The following is a 25,965-nucleotide window of genomic DNA, read 5'->3' as shown; positions in this document are numbered from 1 at the left end:
GCAAGTTATTTTGAGTTAATTATCACATCATTAAGTAAATGGGCAAAATAAAGCCTTGCCATTGTCGGTATCTTACCGACGACATAATAGATAATAAAGAATATTATAGTTGTGCTTTGCTTTATTCTGTAACTAAGAGAAAATTTATCTATTTTTTAGAAATTGTACTATTTCAAAAGGATATTTTGTTATAAGTAGGTTTTATGAAATATCTACTATCATAAGGCAATGTTTTAAAAAACTTAAATATTTTAGGTTTTTTGTCAAATAACTATGTTTTTCTTAAAAAAAAATAATACATTTATACTATCGCTGAAAAAAACAGACATATTTATAGCGTCTTCATGAAAAAACGTTTTTAAATATTATATAAAAAAATATTTTTTATGAAATAAATATGTGCTACTTATTACAATTAACAATCATTTACACTTCAATTTTGATGAATACGAAAAATACATACTCAAAGTTACGGATTGTTTTGTGTTTGCTTGCTCTTGGTATATTTACTACCACAGGACTTTGGCTATTTCAAAAGCTAAATGCAGATACTGAGCAAGTCATGACTTATCAGTTCGATGAGAACACAAATCCTGAATTCTTAAAGGGAAAAGAAAAACTGGCTTACTATCAATACTTATCTGAAAAATATGCAGGATGGACAAAGAAGGACATGAAAAAACTTCCTAAAAAAGATCGTATTGATTTAGCATTGCTTCAAGATCGTGCACGTACTGCTGATCCAAATACAGGAGAGGTTCCTGTCGATGCTCGTATAAAAGCGAATGAACAGACAGATATTAGAGTTGCTGATGCTATCAATCAACGACGCATAGACAATGTCAATTGGGTAGAGCGTGGACCTAATAATGTTGGTGGACGTACTCGTGCAATTATGTATGATCCAAATGATGTTACAGGCAAAAAAGTATGGGCTGGTGGCGTTGGTGGTGGTCTTTGGTACACCAATGATATCACTGTAACAAATCCTACGTGGGTTGCTGTAAATAACTTTTGGGAAAATATTGCAATCTCTACTATTGCTTATGATCCTTCTAATACACAAATTTTCTATGTAGGAACTGGTGAAGGCTGGCTTAATGGTGGTGCACAATTTGGAGCAGGTATCTGGAAAACTACTGATGGAGGTACTACTTGGAATCGTTTAGCATCTTCTACATTAGCTGTAACTGCTGAGTTTGCTTATATAACAAAACTTGTTGTTACACCTACAGGTAGAGTTTTAGCTACTTGTCGTAACGGAGGAAATGGAGGAGTTTACTCTTCTATTGATGGGGGCGCTACTTGGATTGAAGTTCTTAATGGAGAAGGTGGTGCTGATTTAGAAGTAGCAGCAAACGGAGATGTATATGCTTCTATTAATTTTTTGGCTCAGTATGCAGGATTTAGCACAGGACAGATTCATAAATCTACTGATGATGGAGCGACTTGGACAAATGTTACGCCTGCTTCTATTCCTGCTAATAGTGGTAGAATAGAATTAGCCTCAGCACCTACAAATTCTCAGATAGTTTATGCAGTTGCAAGTGATGGAAGTAATATTGCCTTTTTTAAGAAAACAATAAATGGAGGAACAACTTGGACGGATGTAACTGTACCAAAGTATCTTGAACAAGGAACATGTGCGCCAGGAACACAAGATTTTACTCGTGGACAGGCTTGGTATGATTTAATATTAAAAGTGAATCCAACTAATGCAGATCATGTAGTTGTTGGTGGTATTGATGTACACCGTAGTACAGATGGAGGAGCTACTTGGACTGGTATTTCTTATTGGACAGGTGGTTGTGGAGAATATGTTCACGCAGATGTACATGAATTCGCTTACAAGCCAGGTAGTGCTGATGAAATGCTTGTAGGTAGTGATGGAGGAATTTCTCGTACTGCAAATGTAACTGCACCAACTCCTAACTTTGCTGATAAAAATTCAGGATATAATGTTACTCAGTTTTATGCTGTAGCTATGGATCCTGCAAATCTTTCAGCTAATTTCTTAGCAGGAGCTCAAGATAATGGAACTCAACGTTTCACTATTTTAGGTACAAATCCTACTACTGAAGCAACAGGTGGGGATGGAGCATTTTGTTTTATTGACCAAGACAATTCTAATGTCCAAATTAGTTCTTATGTATATAATAACTATCGAATTTCTACTGATGGTGGAAACTCTTTTACGCCAGTAGCAACTTCAAATGATGGTTCTTTTATCAATCCAACTGACTATGATGATGCTGTAAATTTATTATATTCTTATAGAGCTACTAATGGAGGCTTATATAGATGGGCGATTCCTGCTGGAACAAAGACAAGTATAACAGTTTCTAATGCTACAGGAAATACTACACATTTAAAAGCATCTCCTTACTCTCCTGCTGGTACAACAACTCTTTATGTTGGTACAAGCACAGGTAGAGTCGTGAGAGTAGAAAATGCTCATACAGGAACTTCATTTACAGGTACTAACATAGCAGCTGCTGCTATGGAAGGTGCAGTTTCAGTTTCTTCTATTGAATTCGGTGCCAGTGAAAATGAGATTATAGTTACTTATTCTAACTATGGTAGTACAGTACAGAATGTATGGTATACAAATGATGGAGGAACTACTTGGACAAGCAAAGATAATGGACACGGATTACCTAATATGCCAGTACGTTGGGCTATGTTTAATCCTAATGATACTAGACAAGTATTAATTGCTACTGAAACAGGTGTTTGGAGTACTGAAGATATTACTGCTGCTCCTGCTGCGGATTTTTGGGAGCCTACTAGCACAGGACTTGCAAATACTCGTTGTGATATGCTTCAAATTCGTAGCTCAGATAATTTAGTCGCAGTAGCTACTCATGGTAGAGGTTTATTTACAACAAATGCATTCTCTCCAGCTGCTGCTCTCTTTGGCATAGATAAAAAAATTACTTATGCAGGTACAAATGTTCTTTTTACAGATTATTCTGCTAAAGCAACAAGTTGGAGTTGGGATTTTGGAGCTGGAGCAACTCCAGCTACAGCAACTACAGTAGGACCTCATAATGTAACTTATAGTACAGGAGGAGTAAAAACAATTACCCTTACTATAAATGGAGGAGGAAGTGCTGAATTAACAATGTCTAAAACTGTTACTGTAATTCCAAATCGTAATGTACCTTATACATTAGCTGATGGAGGAAATTTTGAAGTAAATACGAGTGACTTTGCTCCAGAAAATGTCAGTGGCTCTACACCATGGGAACGTGGTAACTCTGCTATTGCAGGTAAAAATGGAGTTGTAAGTGGTGCAAATGCTTGGGTGACTGGGTTGGCTGTTACTACATATGGAAGTAATTCTAATGCAAATCTTTATGCTCCTAACTTTGATTTTTCAGCAGCAGGTAATTATACGCTATCTTTTCAGGCTAAACACTCATTTGAAAGTGGTTGGGATGGAATGATAGTAGAATACTCTACAGATAAAGGAGCATCTTGGTCTAAATTAGGACCAAGTGTTACAGGTACAAACTGGTACAACTCAGTTACAGCAGGTAATGGAACAGGTTTTGGAGTAGGTGGTACTCCATTCATGTCGGGAACACTTACTAATTATACTACAAAATCACTTGATGTATCTAGCTTAAGCGGAAACGCAAATGTAGCATTTAGAGTAGTATTTAAATCAGACACAAATACAGAACAAGCAGGTGCAGCAATAGATGATTTTGAAATTTCATTTGTTCCTAATACACCTCCTGTGGCTGTGAATCTTTCAGTAAGTGCAAATACAGGCTCAGAAGCTGCTGCAACAGCTATTACAGTAACAGCAACTGCTGCCTCTGCTGTAAATGGAAATCAAACAGTAAATTTAGGTGTTAGTGGAACAGGAATTACAACAGGAGATTATACTCTTAGTAGTCCTATTATCACTATTTTAAATGGTCAGACTACAGGTACAGCAACATTTACTATAGTAGATGATGCACTTTTTGAAGGAACAGAGACAGCAACTCTTACTATTTCATCTCCTTCATCTGGACTTACATTAGGTGGTACAACTACTCAGAATATTACTATTACAGATAATGAGGCTGCTCCTACAATTTCATTGGGTGCAATTGCTCCAACAACATATTGTGCAGGTTCTACTATTAGTGTTCCATTCACAACAACAGGAGTATATGCTGCTGGAAATACGTTTACAGCTCAGCTTTCTGATGCGACAGGAGATTTTACTACACCAACAGCTACTCAAGCAGGTACAACTCCAATATCTTTGGTAATTCCGAATACAGCAACAGGAACAGGTTATAAAGTAAGAGTCGTTGCATCTAACCCTAACACAACAAGTAATTCATCTGTTGATATTACAATCAATGTACTGCCTACTAACATAACAACAGTAGCAAACCCTGCTACTATTGCTAGTGGAGGAAATAGTGATATTGAGGTACCATTATCTCAGGCAACTGTAAGTTATCAATTACAAGATGCAGGAAATAATAATATAGGAACTCCAGTTGTAGGAACAGGTGGAACGATTACATTAAATACAGGAAACCTTACTACAACTACTGTCTTTAAAGTAGTAGCAACAAATACTACAACAAGTTGTTCTCGTACATTAAATAATGTAACAGTTACAATACCAGGCACTGGAGGAGGATCAGCTCCTGTAACTGTAGGTGTTCCTACTCGTTTTGTAGCTACTGGAGTTTCTACTTCACAAATTGATTTGAGTTGGACTGCTGTTGGTGGTGCAACAGGTTATCTTCTTTATGAAGGAAACACACTTCTTGCTACTATTAATTCAGGTGCTACTGATAGCTACGAACATACAGGTTTAGAAGCAGATACCTATCACGCTTATAGATTGTTTGCACTCAATGGTTCTGTTCGTTCTTCACGAGCAGCTCAAACAAATGATGCTACTTTCCCTAATGCTCCTACTGTTGTTTCTACCACACCAAGTTGTGGAACAGGTTCAGCAGGTGTTGTTCTTAGTGGAAGTGGAGCAATATTTAATGTTTATACAACAGAAACAGGTGGAACAGCAGTTGATCAGACTGATAATAACAACTATTCAACGCTTACTATTTCTGAAAACACAACTTATTATATTAGTATGATTGGTGTTTATGGAAAAGAAAGTCAGACTCGTACCCAAGTAGATGTTGTAGTAAATACACCATTTGAAGCAACTATTTCAGAAGGTACTTCTGTTCGTAGTTGTGGTGCAAGTGCTACCTTGACTGCTAATGAAGTAGCAGGAGCAACTTATGTATGGCTAAAGAATGGAGTTGAACTTACTGATAGTAATTCAAGTTCTTATACAGTTACTGGTAGTGGAAGTTACCAAGTACGTATTATGAGAGAAACGTGTACAACTACTTCAAGTAGAAGTCGTGTTATTCTTAATTATGCTCCTATTGCTGAAATTACTAATGGTACTTTAGCTCGTTTCTGTGATAATGGAACGCTTAGAGCAACTGAATCTGCTAATGTTGCTTATTCTTGGACTCTTGATAATGTAGTTGTTGGCACAGAAAGAGAAGTTTCAGTTTCTCAATCAGGACAATATATACTTACAGTTACTGAAGATGGTTGTACTGCTAGTGATAGCATTGAAGTTGAAGTTACTTCTTTAGCTCCTATATCATTTACTGCTTCTGATTCTGTATTCTGTTTAGGTGAACAAGTAACTCTTACAGCTGATTCAGTTAGTGGTGTTACTTACAACTGGAGCAGAAATGGAGTTGTATTCCGTAGTAATGTAGGTAATTCTATTACAGCTAGTTCAAGTGGATCATATAGTGTTACTATTTCTCAAAACGGTTGTACAAGTGCTTCTTCTGCCTCAGTAAGCATTGAGCGTTTAAACATTGGCACAACTTATCTTCGTAATACAGAAACTACTCTTTTCTTAGAGCCAGCAGACGAATCTACTGAAATTAGTAGTGTAGTTTGGTTCTTCAATGGAGAAGAAAGTGCTAGTTTGAGTGGTGAGACAATTACGCCAACAGAAAGTGGTAATTATTCTGCTCTTGTGACATATTCAACAGGTTGTACTTTCCAAACTCGTACAGTATCTTTCAGTATTCCAGTAGTAGTGGTAGGTGAAGAAGAAGAGTTCATCAAAGCTCTACGTATTTATCCAAATCCTAGTAATGGAACTTTCTTAATTGAATTAGGAGAAGTTAAAGATGCAGTTACAATTACAGTGGTTGATGCTCTCGGGCGTGTAGTAAAAACTGATATTATTCCAGCTAATACAAGTTCTTATAACTTGAATTTGGCAAGATTTACTTCAGGAGCTTATACTGTTCAACTCAAAACAGATAAAGGTATAATTGTTAAAAAATTGATGAAAGAATAATTGTCAATTTTATATAATTTCTTTATATAGAATAAATAAAAAAAGGAAAGTCTTAATTGACTTTCCTTTTTTTTATTTGTAGATTTTTTTATTCCATAATCAAAACAATAAGTACAAATTTCGTCAATCTCAAGTTTAGATAATTTTGCTTCCAATTTTTAATTTAGTTGTGTTTTTTATAGTATGGTAAATTTTCGTTGGTTTGTTCATTTTTGTATTGTGCCCAATGTTTTGGCTGTGAGTAGATAACATAATAGTCAACTATATCAATCAAAAAAATTCCTCACTCCTTTTTTTGATTGGAATGAGGAATACTTGGTTATTATAAATACTTTTAAAGCATGATATTTCAATACATTTATAGGTTCTTAGTCTATTGGAAAAATCTCAAAATCAGTATATTCTTTCCAATTACTTGTCCATTCATCAAATAACTCAGGTTTATTTGTTTCCATAAGTTGAAAACAAATACTTTGTTCTTTATTAACCCAAGAGTTTAAGTAGTAAAGACCTTCAGGAAGCATTCTTCCTTTCTTATTCCATAGTTCATTATTTTTTTCTAGGCAATTAGGTTTGAATTTTTCAACAACCATAAATTTTTTCATAGCTTTATTTTTTTAAAATGTCTAACTTGTTTAGTAATTATATTCCAAAATAAGAAAATAATCATCAACTACACAAAAAAACTCCTCACTCCTTTTTTTGATTGAAATGAGGAAATTTTCTAGTGCAAGATTCTATCTTGTACTTGTTCTTTTGCAAGCATATGCTTGTTGAAACGATAGACACAAAGTAGAACCTTGCGTCAGAAGGGAATAAAAAAATGACTAGCTACACAAGTCTAAGCCCAACAGAGGAAACTAAATAGCAAATACAAAAACCACGGCTACAAGCCGAATACATATAAATCACTCGTTAAAAACGAGCGATAGCAATTTTTGGATAGCCGAGCAAGAGCAGGGTTACATAATATTTGCTAGTTTTCCAAATTCGTCTTTGGTGGTCATCATAACGGCAAGCCGAAACTAAAGACTAACAACGGCAGTAGAATATTACTAACAGATGAGATTTATGGCATTTTTTTATAATACCTTCTGAACTTATCAGACTGTTTCAATATTTTATTGATTTCAATTTGTTCTATTCCTATTAGATTTACTATCATTGCATAAAATAGAATTTGAGAGTGATAAAATAAATATGATAAGTCATATATTTCCTCAATATTTCCATCATGATTTACATGAGTTAGTGTATTTCGACAATCCTTTATATTTTTTACAAACTCTTCAAATTCATTCTCGTTGATAAAACCATCTAAAGCCACTTTTAATTTGTTCAGATAGTGCATTACCTTTTGCTTATAATCTATATCACCCACCTGTTTAGGTACTTTAAAGTATTTGTTATAAAATTCTAGCTCTTCATCTGTAAAGTTTAATGTTTCCTTATTTTTTAGAATTTTATCATACCCTTTTTGCTTTAGTTCGTTTAATGCCTTTCTATTTTGAGAGTAATCTATTTCATTATCTCGGTTATAAAATGTTTCAATGGCTTGACAGATATTAAGTAAACCATTAGTAAATTGAACATTTGTTAACCTAGTATTTCCTTTTTTCCAAAAAGGTAAAACAGCATGTAAAAAAATATCAATAGAACTGTGATATATATCATAGTTTTTAAACCAATTAGACAAATAGTTAACTAAAACTTCTGGTCTAATATGTTGAGAGCAAAAGAACATATGGTGAGCAAAAAGTCTTTTATTATCAATCTCTTGATTTGAGTAAGTATTAAAAACTTCGATGCCTCCTCCCTTATGCCATTCGTCTGTACTGTTTGTTATAGCAAATTCATCTATAGTTGAAATGGGGTAGCCAACAGCAAAGGTTAGAAATGCTCTAAACTTTGCTGATAAATTGAGGTAGTCTTGAAGAGAAGTAGGAGTATCAAAGTTAAAATTGACATAATGTTTAATTTCTAAGTCATAGTTTCTTAATAACAAACCACCTTTAGAGTAAAACTCTCTACTTATAGTTACAGAGCAGTTTTTTTCAATTTGAAACTCTGTATCAGGGACATAAGGTATTGTAATAACATTGTCCTTTTGAGACGAGTGTGTTTTATAAAAAAACAGTTGTGTCGTATCAATCCAAGAATCCAAAAAGTTATAACGAAATGAATAGCTGTTGAATTTAATGTTTTCAGTAGAGTAGAAGTGTGTACCAATAAAAGCAAAATTAGGTCTGTAAACAGATTCATAGAATTTATTAGTAATGGATTGTTCTAACATTGGCGCACCATCTTCACCCCCAGAGTGATCATAAAGTGTTATATAATCTCCTTTAGAGGTAACACCTAAGATGATTTTACAGCAATTAATAACTTCCCATCCTTGTTCAGTTATAATTTCACCTGCAATATCTCTTTCAGAAAAGAGTGTTAATTTAATTTCGTTTTCTTTCTGATTGATAATAAGAATGCCTGGAATTTTGATTTCTTGTTGTTTGGGAGAAAACCACTCACCTCTATATTCTTGTAATTCTTTCACTTTAAATAATTTAAAAAAATACTATATCTATAAAAACCCACCCGTATAATTCCCTTCCACTTTAGCCAATTCCTTTGGTGTTCCTTCAAAACAAAGATGTCCACCATTTTTTCCTCCTTCTTTTCCTAAATCAATGACCCAATCGGCTGCACGAATAACCTCTACATTGTGTTCGATGACAAGTGCCGTATGTCCGTGTTCGATGAGTGCATTGATAGATTTTAGGAGCTTCGAAATGTCGTGGAAATGTAAACCTGTTGTGGGTTCATCAAAAATAAATAAAATATGTTCTCGGTTGGCTCTGTCGCTGGCACTTTTGGTAAGAAAAGCAGCTAATTTTACACGCTGAGCCTCTCCACCTGAAAGCGTATTGGAAGACTGTCCCAACTGAATATATCCCAAACCCACATCTTGCAAAGGCTGCAAACGTGCCATAATCGGTTTCGAATCTTTGAAGGTAATCAAGGCTTCATCAACTGTCATATCCAACACATCAGCGATATTTTTTCCACCAAACTCTACTTCCAATACTTCCGACTGAAAACGTTTTCCTTTGCATGACTCACACGTCAAATAAATATCTGCCATAAACTGCATTTCTATTTTTATTTTTCCTTCGCCTTGACAGGTTTCGCAGCGTCCACCTTCCACATTAAACGAAAAATAAGCAGGCGTAAAACCTCGCTGTTTTGAAATAGGTTGGTCTGCAAAAAGCGCACGAATGTAGTCATATGCCTTCACATACGTAACTGGATTAGAACGAGAAGATTTACCAATCGGATTTTGGTCGACCATTTCTACGCTCGTTACTTTCTTCAAATTTCCGTCTAATTTATCCATTTTTCCACTCTCGTCATTGTGATTTCCTAAGTGTTTGGCAAGAGCAGGATATAAAAGCTGACGCACCAAAGTAGATTTTCCAGAACCCGAAACACCTGTAACTGTCGTCAAAACCCCCAAAGGAAATTTGACCGAAATATTCTTTAAATTATGCTCTCTTGCGCCTACTACTTCAATATATTCATTCCATTTTCTTGGCGTTTGAGGAACAATTACTTGCATTTCATCACGCAAATATTTTGCTGTATAGCTTTCCGAATCCTTTTCCAATTCTTCTAAAGTTCCTTGAAAAATAAGATTTCCTCCATGCGCTCCTGCATCAGGTCCAATATCGATAATTTGGTCAGCAGCTCGCATAATTTCCTCTTCGTGTTCGACTACAATAACTGTATTTCCCAAATCACGCAGTTTTTTTAATACTTTTATCAAGTTTTGTGTATCTCTTGGGTGAAGTCCAATACTTGGCTCATCCAAAATATACATCGAACCCACCAAAGCAGAACCCAAAGAAGTTGCTAGTTTTATACGCTGAAATTCTCCACCTGAAAGTGTTGCCGTTTTTCTATTTAAGGTCAGATATTGCAAACCAACTTCATTGAGATATTGCAAACGGTTTCTAATTTCTATCAAAATTCGTTTCGAAACGCTTTCTTGATGTTCTGTAAGCTCTACTTCTTGGAAAAACTGAGTGAGTTCGTCTAAAGGAAGCAAAACTAATTCTTGAATTGATTTTTCACCTATTTTGACATAACCAGCTTCTTTTCTGATGCGTGTTCCCAAACAGTCAGGACAAACTCTTCTACCTCTATATTTTGACAACAAAACTCTATATTGAATTTTGAAACTCTCTTTTTCTAAATCTTCAAAAAACTCATCTAATCCTTTAAAATATTTATTTCCAGTCCAAAGAAGTTGTTGCTGTTTTTCTGTCAAATCTTGATAAGCACGATGAATAGGAAAATCAAAATCAATTCCTTTTTGGATAAGTGGAGTAAGCCATTTACTCATTTTTGGCGTTCTCCAAGGCGCAATTACACCTTCATAAACCGACATTGTTTTGTCAGGAATTACTAAGTCATCATCAATTCCCAAAACCGTTCCGAATCCTTCACACGTACGACACGCCCCATAAGGACTATTAAAACTAAAAAAATTGATATTTGGCTCTTCAAATAACATTCCGTCGGCTTCGAAACGGTCTGAAAAACTCGTTGTTTCTACTTCTTTTCCTTTTTGATAAATTTCCACAACACAATCTCCTTTACTTTCATAAAATGAAGTTTGAACAGAATCAGCAATACGGAAACGGTTTTGTTCGTCGCCTTTTTTGATTACTCCTCTATCAATCAGTATGTAAAGCGTATGTTTTTGAAGACGTTTGAGTTCAGCTTGTTGTTCTTTTGTTAGTCTTGAAATAGGTTCTTTTGCTTTAGTCGCTTTCTTTGTTGGCTTTTTTCCTGCCTTTTTTAATTTTTTCTTTTCTTCTAAATAATCTTTCTGGTTTTCGCCTTTGTGTTCTTCTAAAAAGCTCTCCAAATTCTGCTCGGTTTGGTCTTTTCCACTTTGTGCTTCTGGGTCAATTTCTTTTGGTAATAATTGCTCTATAAAAATGACCTCTTCTCCAGCTTTTATTCTTGTAAAACCTTGCTGTAAAAGGATATTTAATTGGTCTTCAAAAGTTCGTTCTTCAGGAATTACCAAAGGCGCAAGAATCATATACTTTGCGTTGCTTTCTGTCTGCTCATCTCCATAATTTTCAATAAAATCTACTACATCAGAAATAGTATCTTTCTTTACCATCTCTCCAGAAATAGGTGAGTAGGTTATTCCAATTCTTGAAAAGAGAAGTTTTAGATAATCATAAATTTCTGTCGTCGTTCCCACTGTCGAACGTGGATTACGAGTATTTACCTTCTGTTCGACGGCAATAGCAGGAGAAACGCCACGAATCCAATCCACATCGGGTTTTTCCATTCTACCCAAAAACTGACGAGCATAACTACTCAAACTTTCCACATACATACGTTGCCCTTCTGCAAAAAGTGTATCAAAGGCAAGCGACGATTTTCCAGAACCCGAAACGCCAGTAATGACAATCAGTTTATTTCTTGGAACGGCAAGACTAATATTTTTGAGGTTATTTACTCGTGCACCTTTTATGACAATATTTTGTTTGGTATCATAACCTTCTAACTCTTTTACTCGCTTTTCTTCTGCTTCTTTTGCTGCTATTTCTTCTTTTGTGAGGGCTTTTTCTGTGGTAGTGGGCATTTTGGGAATAATCTATATTTTGAATTATGTAAAACAGACATCCCTGTCTGTTTGAATTTATATTTATCGTTTTTAGACAGACTGGGAAGCCTGTCATACAGTTGTACAATTAGCAAAAATAACCATTTTTAGCCAAAAAAGTTAGCAAGAAGTTAGATTTTAATTTAAGAATTAGCAATAAGATGGTAATTTCTTGATTTAAAAAAATCGTCAAATTCTGTATTTTTTGTAGATGGAAACTCTGTTTCAATTTCACTATTTAAGGTTTCTATTATTTTATTCCCTATTAGTTTATTATGAGTTCCTCGTAAGGCTTTTTCATACCAATTTATCAAATCTATTTCTGTTACAATAGTCTGTATTCTTGACTTCCAACCTAATTGATTGAGAAGAGAAAGAATTATTTTTTCTTCTGCTTTTTTACACACAATCACTATTCTATCTGCTGTAATAGAATTTACAATGCTTTCAGCCATTTCTTCATTCAATGATAAATGCTTTATTTGAATAGCTAAACCAAAACTAGACCACATGTCCAAACCTCTATCTGCTGCATTTGTAACACCAACTCTATGAATTTTTGCTTTCGTTTTGAAATGATTTTTATCTGTTGAAAGGTTAAGAATACGAGAAGTAAAATCAGAAAAGTCTTCTAAAATAGGCTTTTTAGAAGGGTTATAAGAAACTTCAATATCAATTTCTAAGGTTTCAATTAATGACGAAAAAAGCGCAAAAACCACTATTTCATAAATTTTATCAATACTTCTTTTTAAACCTTTCTCTTTCCAAAATAAATCTAAAAATTCTGTAAGTTGGAAATTAGTTTTATCGTGCAATTTGCAATAATCTAAAGCACTATTCATTTGAGTAAAACGCTTTGAAAATTGTGTATAAATATGAGCTTCTATTTTTCCATTTGTTTTTCTATTTTCTTTTCCTAAAATTTCTAATAAAGCAGGAGGAACAGCATTCTGATTGAAAATATCATCTTGATAGCGAGCTGAAGAAGTGCTAACTCTACCCAAAAATTTAGTACAAATTATGTCTCTCCATTTTTTAGAAGGATTGCGATACGTTTCCAAACTGGCAAGGTCAATATCTTTTTCTACTCTATCTCTATACAAAATTTCAGCAATTTGGATAGGTTTGTATAAATGAACTCTTGACTTTTTGATGACATTATCTAGTGCCTGTATTGCTATTTGAATATTCATAAGTAGAGTCTAAAATAGTAAGTTGTTTTATTATAGGAATGATTTTTTTGTTTTCTATTGCTTCTATCATATTCTTTGCAACGGCTTCAAAAACTGGAATAGCGACACTATTTCCTGTCAGTTTTCGCATGGCTGTATAACTAACTACCACTTTAAAATCTTCTGGAAAGCCCTGTAATCGTAAAAGTTCTTTTTCAGAAAGTCTTCTGTTTCCATTTACTAATAAATAATTATAAGAACCTCCTGCACGCAAAGCACAAGAATAAGGCAAAACAGAAATATTTCCTCCTTTGTTTTCGTGCCAAATAGAAGGAAAAAAAGGTTCTTTTTTTAATCTTGTTTGTCTTTTATCTACGATTTTTTGAGAAGCAAATAGTTTTTTATCAACTTCGTTTTCAGGTATCAAAAATTCAGTAAGTGGAGGGTATTCTCCTACAGGTTTTGGAAATTGAAAATCAATATTTTCTTTAAATCCTACAATAATGGTACGTTCTCTTTTTTGTGGAAGCCCAAAATCTAAAGCATTCAAAACGGTATGATGTACGAAATATCCTAACTCTTTTAATTTTTGTAAAATAACTTTAAAAGTTCGTCCTTTATCGTGTGAGCGCAACTGTTTTACATTTTCTAATAAAAATGAATACGGTTTTTTTGCTTTCAAAATTTCTTCAATAGTAAAAAAAAGTGTTCCTCTAGTATCTGCAAAACCTTCTCGGTTTCCAATTACTGAAAAAGGCTGACAAGGAAATCCTGCTAATAAAATATCATGGTTTGGAATTTCTTGTGGCAAAATTTGAGTAATATCTCCATACGGTTTTTCATCAAAATTTGCTTCGTACATTTTTTGAGCGTCTTTATCCCATTCTGAAGTAAATACATTCTGACAATTATACTTCTCAAAAGCCAAACGAAGTCCTCCAATTCCTGCAAATAAATCTATCGTTTTTAAGTTTTTCATAGAACAAAAATAACCATTTTTAGCCAAAAAAGTTAGCAAGAATTAATATTTTATAGAAATGTCGTAACAAATATCTAAGCAAAAAAACTCTATAACTACGTTTTGTAATTATAGAGTTTATATCAAAAAAAGAAAACTTTAATTTAATTGTCTGTTTTTTCAAAGTTATCTACTATCCTAATAAAAATATTCTAATTGAGCAATTCCACCCCACTCATTAAAATTGCGTTCTCCTTCTGTTAGGATAGTTTGGTAGGTCGGAATTTGTCCATTAGTTATACGAGTATTTGGAAACACTAAATACACTACATCACCAGATTGCCCTCCATTTTTAGGATTATTATTGATTCCTAATAGTTCGGCTGCTTTAATAGATGCTTCTCCCAAATGATTTGTTGGTCCTACATCGGCATAAATAGCATAACAAAACTTACCATTTCTTTGATTATAAATCACTCCAAAATCGCCTAATTTTGCTCCCATAGCCTTACTAGCTGGCAAGACTAAAAATGGAATTGTCTCAGAATTTGCATATCTACGAGGTTCACGGTCAGTATATCTAGCATCTACCATTGCTGTTGTAGAAACATAATACCCTGGAGTAGGTTCAAAAGAACGTTGAATGTAAGGAGTTCCACTTGAATTAGTAGCAATTCCCCACCAATTCCCTGGATAACCTGCATTCGCTAAATAATCTAAACCAGTATTGCTAGGATTGTAGGCATTAGGAGAACCATCAGCATTGATTGTCATTTCATTTTCAAAGAAAAATCCATTTCTACCTGAAAGTTTCCATACTGTTGTTCCTACTGCGACATCATACTGCTGGCGAGAAGTAATTAAAACTACATCATCTTTGATAGTAATTGTCTTGTTTTGAGTCGTAACAAGCGTACTTCCATTATAACCTTCAATTTTTAAAGCTCTATTTGTACCTACTCCATTAAATGTATAGTCAAATGAATAAGCATAATTAGAAGGTATGAGTGTATTTAACAAAAAATTATCTACATAAAACTTAACAGAAGTAAGATTTGCAGCTTTTCCAGCAAAAGTAACTGCTTGTCCTTTTGTTGCAGGATTTTGATACGTAGAAGTTAGACCAAAGGTAACTAAATAAGCATTTTGATAATTAGGAGCTATGTTTTTGAACATCATTGCTCTATATAAAAGTGAAGTTGCATCAGCACGAGTAGCATTTTTGGTTGGTTCTAATTTACGTTTATCGGGATAATTAATAATAAATTTATTCTGAACTGCATTTGCTATGGCTGTACTTGCCCAAGTCGCTATTTGAGAATAATCATCAAAATAAGCAGGTAAAGAATTAACATTTCCACCACTCACATTAAGACCATTGGCAATAGCAACAGTAGTTTGAGTTTTGGTAATGTTCTCTTGTGGTTTAAAAGTTCCATCTGGATAACCTGACAAATAACCTGCTTTTGCAGCTTTGAGAATATTTTGTTCTGCCCAATGCCCACTAATGTCTGAAAAACTAAGATTTGCATTTTCAGGTTTTGGTGCTGGATTCAAACAACTGACAATCATTGTCGCAAACTCAGCTCGTGTAACATTATTAGCAGGTCTGAATGTCCCGTCTGTATAACCTGACATATAACCATTATTTGTCATGTAATTAATCTCAGTTTCTGCCCAATTTCCTGCCACATCAGTACTGCTCATTTGGCTTATTTGAATAGAAGAAGAGGTTTTTTTGTTCTTTTTGGTATCACGATTTAATAAAACTTCAGTTTCATCTTCTTTGAGTTCACAACTGAACACTAAAAATGAAAGAATAAACAATAGCACACTTAACTTTTTCATAATAAATTTTTATAACAATAATAAGGGAATAAAAAATAATAGGTAGTAAAATTTATTAATATTGAGTTTTAAAGTTAATTTAATTAACTTATAATTCCTAACTATTTATTGAAATAATGCAAAACAAGCACTTTTACTCAAAATGAATTAGTATTTCTTTAGCATTTTATCACATATGCTAAAATTTGTTAATTATTTGTTGTTTTTAACTCAACTATAAAAAAATATGAATAATTTTATTTGGAATTAACTCAAAAAATAATTCTAACAACTAAAAATAAGGGGAGAGCGTAAATTTTTAATCAATAATTTTTGTTTTATTAAATCTTACAATCTCAATGCAATTACTTCATTTTTTCAAAATTTTATTTAAGAATAAACTTCATTTTATTGCCTTTTTAGGCATTTTTTTACTTCTTTTCGTTTCCTGTAATAAAAAAACAGAAGAAGTTTCTCCAATACAGATTCCTGAACGTTTGGAAATATCTCCACCCTCTCAAAGCATAGCTATTGGTGAAACAGCCAATTTTACAGCTACTTTTTTTGATAATATGGGAAATACAGTTTCTACTCCTTCTGATATTGTTTGGACAAGTAGTGATTTGTCTATTGCAAGCATGACATCGCAAGGTACTGCAACAGGACTCTCAGCAGGACAAACGACTATAAAGGCAACCTACCAAACCATAGAAGCAACAGCACTTTTGACTGTCGTAACTGATAATAATCAAGTAGCTACCGTGACAATTACTCCATCAAATACAGAAATTACATTGACAGAAATGGCAAGTTTAGATTTTTCTGTAAAGAATAATTTGGGACAAGAAATTACAGGAAAAACAGCTACTTGGACAAGCAGTAACATAGAACTTGTAACTGTAGAAAACGGACAAGTTACAGCAGAGAACTATGGAACAGCAAATATTACAGCAACAGTCGACGGAATCCAAAGCAGTCCTGCAACAATACAAGTAATACGCAAAGGAACATTTACAAATAGAGGTTCGGGAAGTGTAAAACTTCGTATTGAGAACGAGGTTTTGCAAGTTGTGTTGGGAGATGATTTTTCTACGTCTTCTTCTCCTCCAGATTTGAGAGTATATTTAGGAGATACTAATAATAGTGTCAATGGTGCAGTAGAATTGGCTTCTTTACGCTCTTCTAGTGGCTCTCAAACTATCAATGTTTCTTCTGAGATTTCAATCACACAGTACCGTTATGTAATTATTTGGTGTAAACAATTTGGTGGCGTTTATGGTGTAGCTGATTTGGGAGAGTAATTTTAGTCTAAATTTTACCTAACTTTGATAGAAAAGTCGCTCAAACTTTGTCAGTAGTCTGTAATCAGACTCTGACAATAGTTTAGATTAAACTGACACACTGCCTTTGTTGGTGTTTTAGCGAAGCGACACCAACAAAAATAAATTACAAAAATGAACTTCAAAACTCGTTCCTACAAAAAGGAATTAATGGACGACTTAAATCTCGCTTCCGAAGACCTTAAAAAAAACCTTGATGAATTAGAATTCATAAACACAACTTTAGGAGGGTATAAAGTTCTGACTTCGGCTTTAGATACACTTTACAAAGAAAATAAAATAAGTAAGAATCAAGAAAAGCAAAATCAAAAAACGGTAACTCTTGCCGACATTGGAAGTGGAGGAGGTGATACGCTTCGTCAGATTGCCAAATGGTTTGAGAAAAAAAATATCAAAGCAAAATTGACAGGAATTGATGCCAATGATTTTATGATAAATTATGCTCAAAATAAATCACAAAATTTTCCTCAAATTAGTTATGAAAAGCTAAACGTCTTTGATATTGATTCAAAGAATGAAAATAGATATGATTGGGCTACGATGTCACTTTTTTGTCATCATTTTACAGATGAAGAGCTTGTTTTGATTTTTAAAAATATTCAAAAACTCACTTCAAAAGGTTTTATCATCAATGATTTGCATAGAAATCCAATTGCTTATTACAGCATTTATTTTCTAACTCGTCTTTTTAATGGCTCATATTTAGTCAAAAATGACGCTCCTCTTTCTGTTTTGCGTGCCTTCAAAAAACAAGATTTAATCAAAATTTTAGAAAAAGCAGAAATAACAAACTACAGAATAAAGTGGCAATGGGCGTTTCGTTTTCAAGTAATCGTTGAAAAAACCTAATGGTAATTTATAAGTGATAAATGAATTTCTTTTGAAAAAGGTGTGTTCTATTTTATTCTATCAAAAACATATTCATTCAAAAAACAAAATTATGGCTTACTCTCTCTCTTGGCTCATTTCAGAATACGAAAACTTGCAAAAACAAGATAAAAACTTTGATTATTTATTCTTTTGGGGACACAAACCAACTCCTGATGGAAGTCTTAGCAAAACTATTTTTAGTCAGTGGTGGCAAAAGGAATTTTCTGTGAATGGAATAATTTATCCCACAGCAGAACACTTTATGATGGCAGAAAAAGCTCGTTTATTTGATGACACAGCTACTTTAGAAGAAATTTTGAAAGCAAAAAGTCCAAACGAAGCCAAAAAACTAGGTAGAAAAGTGCAAAACTTCAATGATGAAATTTGGAAAGAAAATCGTTCTAAAATTGTTGTAGAAGGAAATTATCATAAATTTTCTGACCCAGAATATAAATCGTTTTTACTTGGGACAGGAACTAAAATTATTGTTGAGGCAAGTCCGATGGATACAATTTGGGGAATTGGTCTTTCTCAAAATTCTAACAAAATCTATAATCCAAATACGTGGCGAGGACTAAATTTATTAGGTTTTGCGCTGATGGAAGTAAGAGATAGATTGAGAAATGACAATTAACTTTGAATTATAAAAAAAGCCATCATAAAAATTATAATGGCTTTATAGATTCGCTACTACTACGTGTGCGAGTTATTTTTTATGTTTTTATAAAGCTTATGGTTTGAATTATTCATCATACCATTCTCTGAACTGCTTAAACCACTTTTCCATTTTGGCTGCTTTATAAACAAAATTGATTGTTCCTTCTGCAATTTCAGCTTCGTTGTTTCCATCATTATTAGAATACATTTTTACAGTCATTTTGTAAGTTTGTCCTTCTTTAAACTCAGCTTTGTTTTGGTATAATGTGTACATAAAAGCATAATCAATGATGTTTTCACGAGAAGAAATCATTTGATGACCACTATTGTAACAAAAAATATCAGTTTTCTTTTTAGCAGAAATCATTTTATTCCATTTTGCAGTAGAATTACGAAGTGCTACACGGTCGCCTTTTTTACCATTCATTTCATAAACAATATTTAGCTGGCAGTCAGAGCCACAACTTGTCCCAATTTTTTCTTTGAAGTAAGCACCTAAGAAAATATCATCTCCCATATCTCTTGTTTTGATGAAGTTACTAGGGTTTTCTGTTGGCTTATCTCCATATTTATAATTGAAACGAGTGTAACTATCTACAAAAACTACTTTACCCACATTTTCTTTATAGGCTTTGTATTCCATCAGTTGCGCTCGTTTTTTCTCATCTTCTTTTGATTTGCCTTTGTTCATCATTTGCTCAAATTTTGCTTGACCAGTTTCCATGTCATACACTTCTAGCTTGGCAGCATCTTTAGCAAAAACGTCAGTTACTGTTTCACTACCATCTAGCTCATATCTATGTGTACTTTTGTTGTTCAAGCCTATTAGAACACCCTCTTCTACTTCTATAAGCCAAATAGATTGAAAGCTACCATAACGATATACATTTGCTCCTAATTTTTTGGTTTCTTTATCGTTGAGTGTAAACTCGTACTTAGCTCCCTCTTTGTTATAGAAAACTTCTAGTTTGTTTACAAATTTATCGCCATCACGTCCAGTAAATTTCATTTTTAATATTCTCTGGCGACGTTTTGCACCCATTGCATTCTCAAATTCTACTCCGTCTAAGGCTGTGTATGTTCCTGAAGTTCCTGTATCATCTGAAAAATCTTCGCCATAAGGGTCACCTGCTTCTTTTGCTTTTTTTGCTTGCCCAGCAACTTGCCCACCACCTTCGGCTGCTGCTGCTGCTTTAGCTAATTTTTCTTTGAGTTTTTTTCCAAATTGTGCATTTGCATCATTTGAAATTCCGATTGCACAAAACATTGCTGTAGCAAGTGTAGCTGTTTTGAATAAATTGACTAATTTCATAATATTTTTTTTAAGTAGTACGATATAATTTAAAATGGTTTTTCTGATTAGATACAGAAATAAAATTGTTGTTATTGAAAAATAGGATTAAGTTGAAATTTGATGATTCTTTTATTTTTCAAGTTAATTTGATTATAAATACTTTGAAAGTTTGACAGTTTTCCCACACATACTATCATCTACTTCAAAGATAAAATCGTCTTTACTACCATTTGGAGCAGTATATATTTTTCTCCCATTATTGCAGCTAATACTTGTAGAGCTTCCATTATTCAAACTCACCACACCCGAACCTGTATGAATACGGATTTTGCTGCCTGTGTCATTTATGAGTTTGAAAGAACTTGCATTTGGAGCAACAGTAGCTTCAATCTTGATAGAATGATTTGTAGTTTTTACACTTTGATTACTATAAAAGCTCATCATGCATGCCATCATTAAAAGAGATAAAAAAAGAGTTTTCATTTGATTTTTGAATTAAATTGAGATAAATAAATTTAGTATGTCGTTGGTGAGGACACCAACAACAGCAAAAGTGTATCAGTATTGGTGAAACTACCAATAAGAGTGAAGTGAGATTGATATTTCTTGGCTTTCTTTTTAAAGGCTATTTTGGTTTACCAGCCAAAACTGACTGAAGAGCTACGAAGGTTTACAGAGCCTTTTGAACCTTTTCTTCCATCATAAGGACTATGATTTTCGTGTTTTCCACCATTACCTCCTTGATTATTAATGGTATAATTGAATGTTGTTACACTTGGGTCTTTGATGATAGTTACATCTCCACCGTCTCCACCATTTCCTCCTCGTGTGCTATCTCTGCCATAACTTCCACTTCCACCTTGTAAATTGAGCGTAAGAGGAGCATTTGGACTCATTTTTAATTTTCTCAAAACTTGTCCTGAACTGGCATCTTTGATTTCTATTTGATTGACTTTTTCTCCATTTCCTGTTGTGGTTGCTTTTACAGAAACAATTACATCTTTTCCATTTCCTCCTCTATATCCTGCCGAAACAGTCAGATGAACAACCCCTCCACGTTCTCCAAAATAATTGACATGTAAACCTGTATTGTAATGTACTGGAAGTTTTGCTGTAGTTTTTATAGTTGATTGATATTTGGATTGAACATTTACTACAAGATTATCATTCGGAATTACATCTGCATTTTCTGCTATGGTAATTGTTTCTTCTCCAAATAATCCACCTTTTACAGTGATTTTGAAGTCGTCCCAAGGCATTTTCCCTCCTAGATTTTTTGTTTTGAGAATTTTTCCATCTGCTAGAGTTGTCTCAATTCCGTAATTTACTTTTACCAAATGCCCTGTTTCATTTTTATCGCTAATCCATTTTAGAGCGATACTTTTTACTTGTTTTCCTTTTAGAGAGTTAGCTAATGCTTCGGCTGCATCTATTTTGGCTTGATTGGCTGCAATTTCTGCACGGTCTTCAGATTGTGCAGCGACTGTTTTTTGGATATAATTTTCTATTTTACTGATATGTTCGTCGTGGTCTTTTCCAACACTTTCATTTTCTGACAAAATATATTTGATAGTTGCTTTTCCTCCCGACCATTTGATGTAATAAAAGTTGCCATCAATAAATACAACTCTGTGTTTGATGTCTTTAAAATAAGCAGGATGTTCTGCCAAATCAGGTTCATACGGCTCTTCTATAATACCTGCTCGGTTGATGACAACTTTTGAAATAGCATCGCCATTTTTTTCAATGGTAATAGGCCAAGGTTTGGAGGCTTTTTCAAAAACGTATTTGTGATATTTTGGCTCTGTGAGTTTGAAAACATTGAGCGAAGTTGCTGTAAAGTTTTTTAAGAGTTCGTTTTGGCTTTGTTGTGCAAAAACTGTATTAGAAAGCAAAACAGGATAAATACACAAGAAGAGAAAAGCAATTTGAAAATTTTTTGTTAAAAGTCGCATTGTACTAATTGTTTTAAGTTAATAGTTGTAGTAGTTTTTTGGCTTTTTCCGTTTGATTATGTTTCAAAACTACGCTATTACTATGGAAGTACAATGTTTAGTTTCATAAATGGTAGGTTTCATTACACAAATGGTACAATATTGCTGTTAAGCTATTTTAAGAAATTGTATATTTGTGAAAACTTACTTTTCAACTATTATTTTATTCTCATGAAAAAGTTAATTTGCTTACTTGTCTTTAGTTTTATTACTTCATTGGTTTTGGCTCAAGATAAAGAAATAGATTCTTTAAATCAATTAATAAAAAGTGCAAAGGGAGAAGAAAAAGCTAAATTACTAGGAAAACTTGCTCCAATACAATATTTATATTCTACAAAAGATGCCGTTCAGACAGCTTATATGGCTTGGGAGCTTATTAAAGATTCTGATAATAAAAAGCTGAAAGCGAATATTGCAGCCTTACAAACTGGCATACAAGCAAGTGTTTTGCATCAGCATGATAGTTGTGTTTTTTGGGCAAGAAAAGCAATTGCATGGCAAACAGAGATTCAAGATTCTTTAGGTTTATCTAAGACGTTGAATAATATAGGTAATAGTTATGGTTCTTTAGAACAGTATGATAGTGCTATTTTTTATTATTTAGAGTCTATCAAAATTGATGAAAAACTAAACAATCCTAGAGATTTGGTTCATTCTTATGGAAATTTGGGAATGATTTACGGAACATTAAAGCAACTCGATTTATCTCTAAAGTATCAAAATAAGGCTTATGAATTAGCAAAAGAAGGTAGTTTTCAAGGAGAATTATTGCAGTTATCTGTAAATTTAGGACATTCTTATCATTTGATTGGAGAGTCAGATTCATCTATTTATTATATGAAAAAAGCTGTACTTCTTTCTGAAAAACTTAACTCTCAAATTGGTTTGTATCGAACACAAACCAATTTAGCAGAATATTATTATCTAAGAAATGAAAATAATCAAGCCCTAGAGTATATCAACCGAGCCATGGGTATTTTAGAAAAAGAAAAACTCCCCAATTATTCAGGACATGCATTATATATAAATGCCTTAATTCTAAAAGAAAAAAATCAATATCAAGAAGCAAAAGAAAAAGTGTATCAGTCTTTATCTTTTATGAAAGATAATAGCAAAGAAATAAAAGAAAATTATAGTCTGTTGGCTAATATTTATGCCTATCTCAATAAACCTGATAGCGTAAATGTGTATTTGAAAAAGCATCAAAAAATAACAGAATTACTCAATCAACAAGATATTTCAAAAGCAATTGCAACCCTCCAAACCAAATATGAAACTGAAAAAAAAGAACAACAAATAAAGGATTTAGAACAACAAAAAACGATTGATGAACTAAAGAGTAAAACTGAAATATCCTCTCTTCAAGCACAGCGTTCAATTTTAGGATTAGTTCTTTTAGCTCCTATTTCTTTGCTTATTGGTGGTGGCTGGTATGTAAATCGTCGTCGTTTGTATTTAAAGTTGGAAGCCGAACAAAAAGAAAGAGCCAAACAACTCAGCGAACTTAAAGCCTTACGCTCTCAAATGAATCCTCATTTTATCTTTAATGCACTCAATTCTATTCAAGATTTTATTCTGCTTTCGGAAAAGGAAAATGCACAACATTATTTAGGTAAATTTGCAACGCTGATGCGTGGATTTTTGGATTCTTCCTCTAAAGAAAAAATTAGTTTAGAGAAAGAATTACCTCTATTAAAATCATACATTGAACTGGAAGGTTTGCGATTAGGAGAAGAGTTTAGTTATGAAATTATTTTTGATAATAAAATTGATGAAGAGCAGTTAGAGGAAATTGAAATTCCTCCACTACTTATTCAGCCTTATTTAGAAAATGCTTTTAAACACGGACTTTTACATAAAATGGGAGAGAAAAAACTACTTTTAGAATTTGATAAAGTAGAAAAACAAAACGAGAATTTTCTTCAACTAAAAATCACAGACAACGGAATAGGAAGACAAAAATCAGCAGAAATAAATGCACGAAAAGCAAAAACACATCAATCTTTTGCCACTCAAGCCACAGAAGAACGACTAGAACTTCTGAAAAATCAATCTACAACAAATAAAAACATTGAAGTAGAAATAAATGATTTGAAAGATAATCAAGGAAATGGAAAAGGAACAGAAATTGTAATTTTGATTCCCACTAATGAATAATAATTAAAATGACTCTTTAGTTGTTATACTAAAATCAATATTAAATTGCACTAATAAATAATTGTAGCTTACTCTTTAGAGTGAGAAAATGTACCAAATGCTTCAGCGTTCGGCTGATACACAAAAATAAATTTATAGAGCAAAATAGATTTTATTTTGGTATTACAACTTTTTAATGTAACAAAACATTGTTTTTTAAAACCTGTATCATTCTCTTGGAGGAAATAAGCTTTTATAGTATATATAAATACTCATTTTAACTTGATCTGTACCATAAGTCTGACCAAGTTAAAATAAGATGAAATTTTTTCTCTTTTTTAGAAGAAAAATTTAGCTAACGGCCAATCAAAATTTGTAGAAGTGGCTTCTCCACCTTTGACCTTAGTCATCAGTTTTTTGTCAATAGCAAATTTTTCTAATTTTTTTAATTTATTTTTGTTCATAATATTGAGTTTTTTAGTATTTGGAATTATATATAACTAGGATGTTACATTTGCACAATATATGTAAAAAATATTTTTAGTGCAATTTGTTTTGAAGAAAAAAAATACTAAAATGGTTTTTAGTCATAAAAAGAGTATCTAGAACTTATGAAAAATCAGTCTGTTTCAAATAAGAACATCGAAGTAAAGATTAATGATTTGAAAGATGAACATGGAAATGCAAAAGGAACAGAAATTGTAATTTTGATTCCCATTAATGAATAAAATAATGTAGGTTAAAGGCTCGCCTTTGACTTATTTATCCAGTAATTTTTATAAATGCAGTCAAAGGCAAGCCTTTTGACCTACCAACTGAATATATGAAAGCCATAATTATAGACGACGAACTCCGAGCAAGAAGAATTTTGAAAACTCTCTTGACAGAACATTGCCCTCAAATAAATATTGTTGGAGAGGCTGAAAATGTTCCTGATGCTGTTCAACTTATTCACAAAACAAATCCAGATATTGTTTTTTCAGATATCGAAATGCCTGAATATTCGGGTTTTGAGCTTCTCAAATTTATAACAAATATTGACTTTGCACTTATATTTGTTACGGCATATCAAGAGTATGCCATTCGTGCTTTTGAGGTTTCGGCAGTAGATTATTTATTGAAGCCTTTAGAAATAGATTTACTCAAAAAAGCTGTCGAAAAAGTAGAAAAACACCTTCAACTAACAGGAAATTCAGAAAACAATCAAAAAATGGAAACCCTAAGACAAAACTTAAAAGGTGAATATATTACTCGTTTTGCACTTCCAATGGCAGACGGATTGATGTTTGTCGAAGCTGATGATATTATGTATTTGATTGCAGAAGGTTCTTATACAGAAATTGTTTTTTCAGATAAAAAGCGAGTATTAGTTACCAAAAAAATAAAATATTTTGAAGAAAATTTAATAAATCCTTGTTTTTTTCGCTCGCATCGGTCATATATTGTTAATCTAAACAAAATTAGTCAGTATATCCGAACAGGAAATTATATTATCATGGATGATGGTTTTAAAGCAAGCCTAGCAAGAGATCGAAAAGATGAATTTTTGCAAATTTATCAAGGTTAGAATAAATGTTATTACAGTCAATTTTTTATGTGTGGAGTTTCCAAAGCTGAATTTTGATGTTTGCTCACAAACATGATTGAAGCAAAATTTGAAGTGTTTGTAT

Annotated in this window: 16 protein-coding genes; 6 read left to right on the top strand and 10 right to left on the bottom strand. The window is 33.0% G+C overall.

Annotated elements, in window-relative coordinates:
* Window positions 1-442: 442 nt before the first annotated feature.
* A complete protein-coding gene (locus V9L05_RS04540; RefSeq protein WP_338814546.1) occupies window positions 443-6,364 on the top strand; it encodes a T9SS type A sorting domain-containing protein in 5,922 nt (1,973 codons plus the stop codon).
* A 368-nt stretch (window positions 6,365-6,732) separates the two neighbouring features.
* On the opposite strand, the gene V9L05_RS04535 is transcribed toward V9L05_RS04540, so the two are convergent.
* From V9L05_RS04535 to V9L05_RS04510, 6 genes are all read right to left on the bottom strand, one after another.
* Window positions 6,733-6,969 (bottom strand): DUF3303 family protein, encoded by a 237-nt coding sequence (locus V9L05_RS04535; protein ID WP_338814545.1) that lies wholly within the window; start codon window positions 6,967-6,969, stop codon window positions 6,733-6,735.
* 464 nt (window positions 6,970-7,433) lie between these two features.
* Window positions 7,434-8,915 carry a HEPN domain-containing protein gene (locus V9L05_RS04530; protein ID WP_338814544.1) on the bottom strand — a complete coding sequence of 494 codons (1,482 nt, stop codon included), beginning with the start codon at window positions 8,913-8,915 and terminating at the stop codon, window positions 7,434-7,436.
* 27 nt (window positions 8,916-8,942) lie between these two features.
* Entirely contained in the window at window positions 8,943-12,026 is a 3,084-nt protein-coding gene (gene uvrA, locus V9L05_RS04525) for an excinuclease ABC subunit UvrA (protein ID WP_338814543.1), read from the bottom strand.
* Window positions 12,027-12,190: 164 nt separating this feature from the next.
* Window positions 12,191-13,240, bottom strand: a complete 1,050-nt coding sequence (locus V9L05_RS04520; protein WP_338814542.1) for a HaeII family restriction endonuclease — start codon at window positions 13,238-13,240, stop codon at window positions 12,191-12,193.
* Complete coding sequence (gene dcm / locus V9L05_RS04515) at window positions 13,206-14,198, bottom strand: DNA (cytosine-5-)-methyltransferase (RefSeq protein ID WP_338814541.1); 993 nt, start codon at window positions 14,196-14,198, stop codon at window positions 13,206-13,208. The genes V9L05_RS04520 and dcm overlap by 35 nt, the downstream gene beginning before the upstream one ends.
* Window positions 14,199-14,375: 177 nt before the next feature.
* Window positions 14,376-16,025: an S-layer homology domain-containing protein gene (locus V9L05_RS04510; RefSeq protein ID WP_338814540.1), complete on the bottom strand. Its 1,650-nt coding sequence runs from the start codon at window positions 16,023-16,025 to the stop codon at window positions 14,376-14,378.
* Between the two features lie 338 nt (window positions 16,026-16,363).
* On the opposite strand from V9L05_RS04510, the gene V9L05_RS04505 reads away from it, so the two are divergent.
* The 3 genes from V9L05_RS04505 to V9L05_RS04495 all read left to right on the top strand — a co-directional run bounded on the left by V9L05_RS04505 (window position 16,364) and on the right by V9L05_RS04495 (window position 18,848).
* Entirely contained in the window at window positions 16,364-17,305 is a 942-nt protein-coding gene (locus tag V9L05_RS04505; RefSeq protein ID WP_338814539.1) for a DM13 domain-containing protein, read from the top strand.
* Between the two features lie 153 nt (window positions 17,306-17,458).
* The gene (locus V9L05_RS04500) at window positions 17,459-18,193 is read left to right on the top strand and encodes a methyltransferase domain-containing protein (protein ID WP_338790120.1); all 735 of its coding nucleotides are present in this window, start codon (window positions 17,459-17,461) and stop codon (window positions 18,191-18,193) included.
* A 91-nt stretch (window positions 18,194-18,284) separates the two neighbouring features.
* The gene (locus tag V9L05_RS04495; protein WP_338814538.1) at window positions 18,285-18,848 is read left to right on the top strand and encodes an NADAR family protein; all 564 of its coding nucleotides are present in this window, start codon (window positions 18,285-18,287) and stop codon (window positions 18,846-18,848) included.
* 108 nt (window positions 18,849-18,956) lie between these two features.
* Here V9L05_RS04495 and V9L05_RS04490 read toward each other — a convergent pair whose 3' ends face one another.
* The 3 genes from V9L05_RS04490 to V9L05_RS04480 form a co-directional block, all read right to left on the bottom strand.
* Window positions 18,957-20,183 carry a hypothetical protein gene (locus V9L05_RS04490; protein ID WP_338790125.1) on the bottom strand — a complete coding sequence of 409 codons (1,227 nt, stop codon included), beginning with the start codon at window positions 20,181-20,183 and terminating at the stop codon, window positions 18,957-18,959.
* Between the two features lie 132 nt (window positions 20,184-20,315).
* A complete protein-coding gene (locus V9L05_RS04485) occupies window positions 20,316-20,648 on the bottom strand; it encodes a hypothetical protein (protein WP_338790126.1) in 333 nt (110 codons plus the stop codon).
* Window positions 20,649-20,800: 152 nt separating this feature from the next.
* Window positions 20,801-22,120 carry a hypothetical protein gene (locus V9L05_RS04480; RefSeq protein ID WP_338790127.1) on the bottom strand — a complete coding sequence of 440 codons (1,320 nt, stop codon included), beginning with the start codon at window positions 22,118-22,120 and terminating at the stop codon, window positions 20,801-20,803.
* A 210-nt stretch (window positions 22,121-22,330) separates the two neighbouring features.
* On the opposite strand from V9L05_RS04480, the gene V9L05_RS04475 reads away from it, so the two are divergent.
* The gene (locus V9L05_RS04475; RefSeq protein WP_338814537.1) at window positions 22,331-24,316 is read left to right on the top strand and encodes a histidine kinase; all 1,986 of its coding nucleotides are present in this window, start codon (window positions 22,331-22,333) and stop codon (window positions 24,314-24,316) included.
* Between the two features lie 317 nt (window positions 24,317-24,633).
* Here the strand turns inward: V9L05_RS04475 and V9L05_RS04470 are convergent, their stop codons facing one another.
* On the bottom strand, window positions 24,634-24,759 hold the full coding sequence (locus tag V9L05_RS04470) for a hypothetical protein (protein WP_338814536.1): 126 nt from the start codon (window positions 24,757-24,759) through the stop codon (window positions 24,634-24,636).
* 359 nt (window positions 24,760-25,118) lie between these two features.
* Between V9L05_RS04470 and V9L05_RS04465 the strand changes: the two genes are divergently transcribed.
* Window positions 25,119-25,862, top strand: a complete 744-nt coding sequence (locus V9L05_RS04465; RefSeq protein WP_338790129.1) for a LytTR family DNA-binding domain-containing protein — start codon at window positions 25,119-25,121, stop codon at window positions 25,860-25,862.
* Window positions 25,863-25,965: the final 103 nt, after the last annotated feature.

This window comes from Bernardetia sp. Wsw4-3y2, from assembly GCF_037126295.1.
Lineage (GTDB): Bacteria > Bacteroidota > Bacteroidia > Cytophagales > Bernardetiaceae > Bernardetia.
The sequence above is the reverse complement of the archived record's forward strand: the minus strand, read 5'-3'. Positions and strand labels throughout refer to the sequence as shown.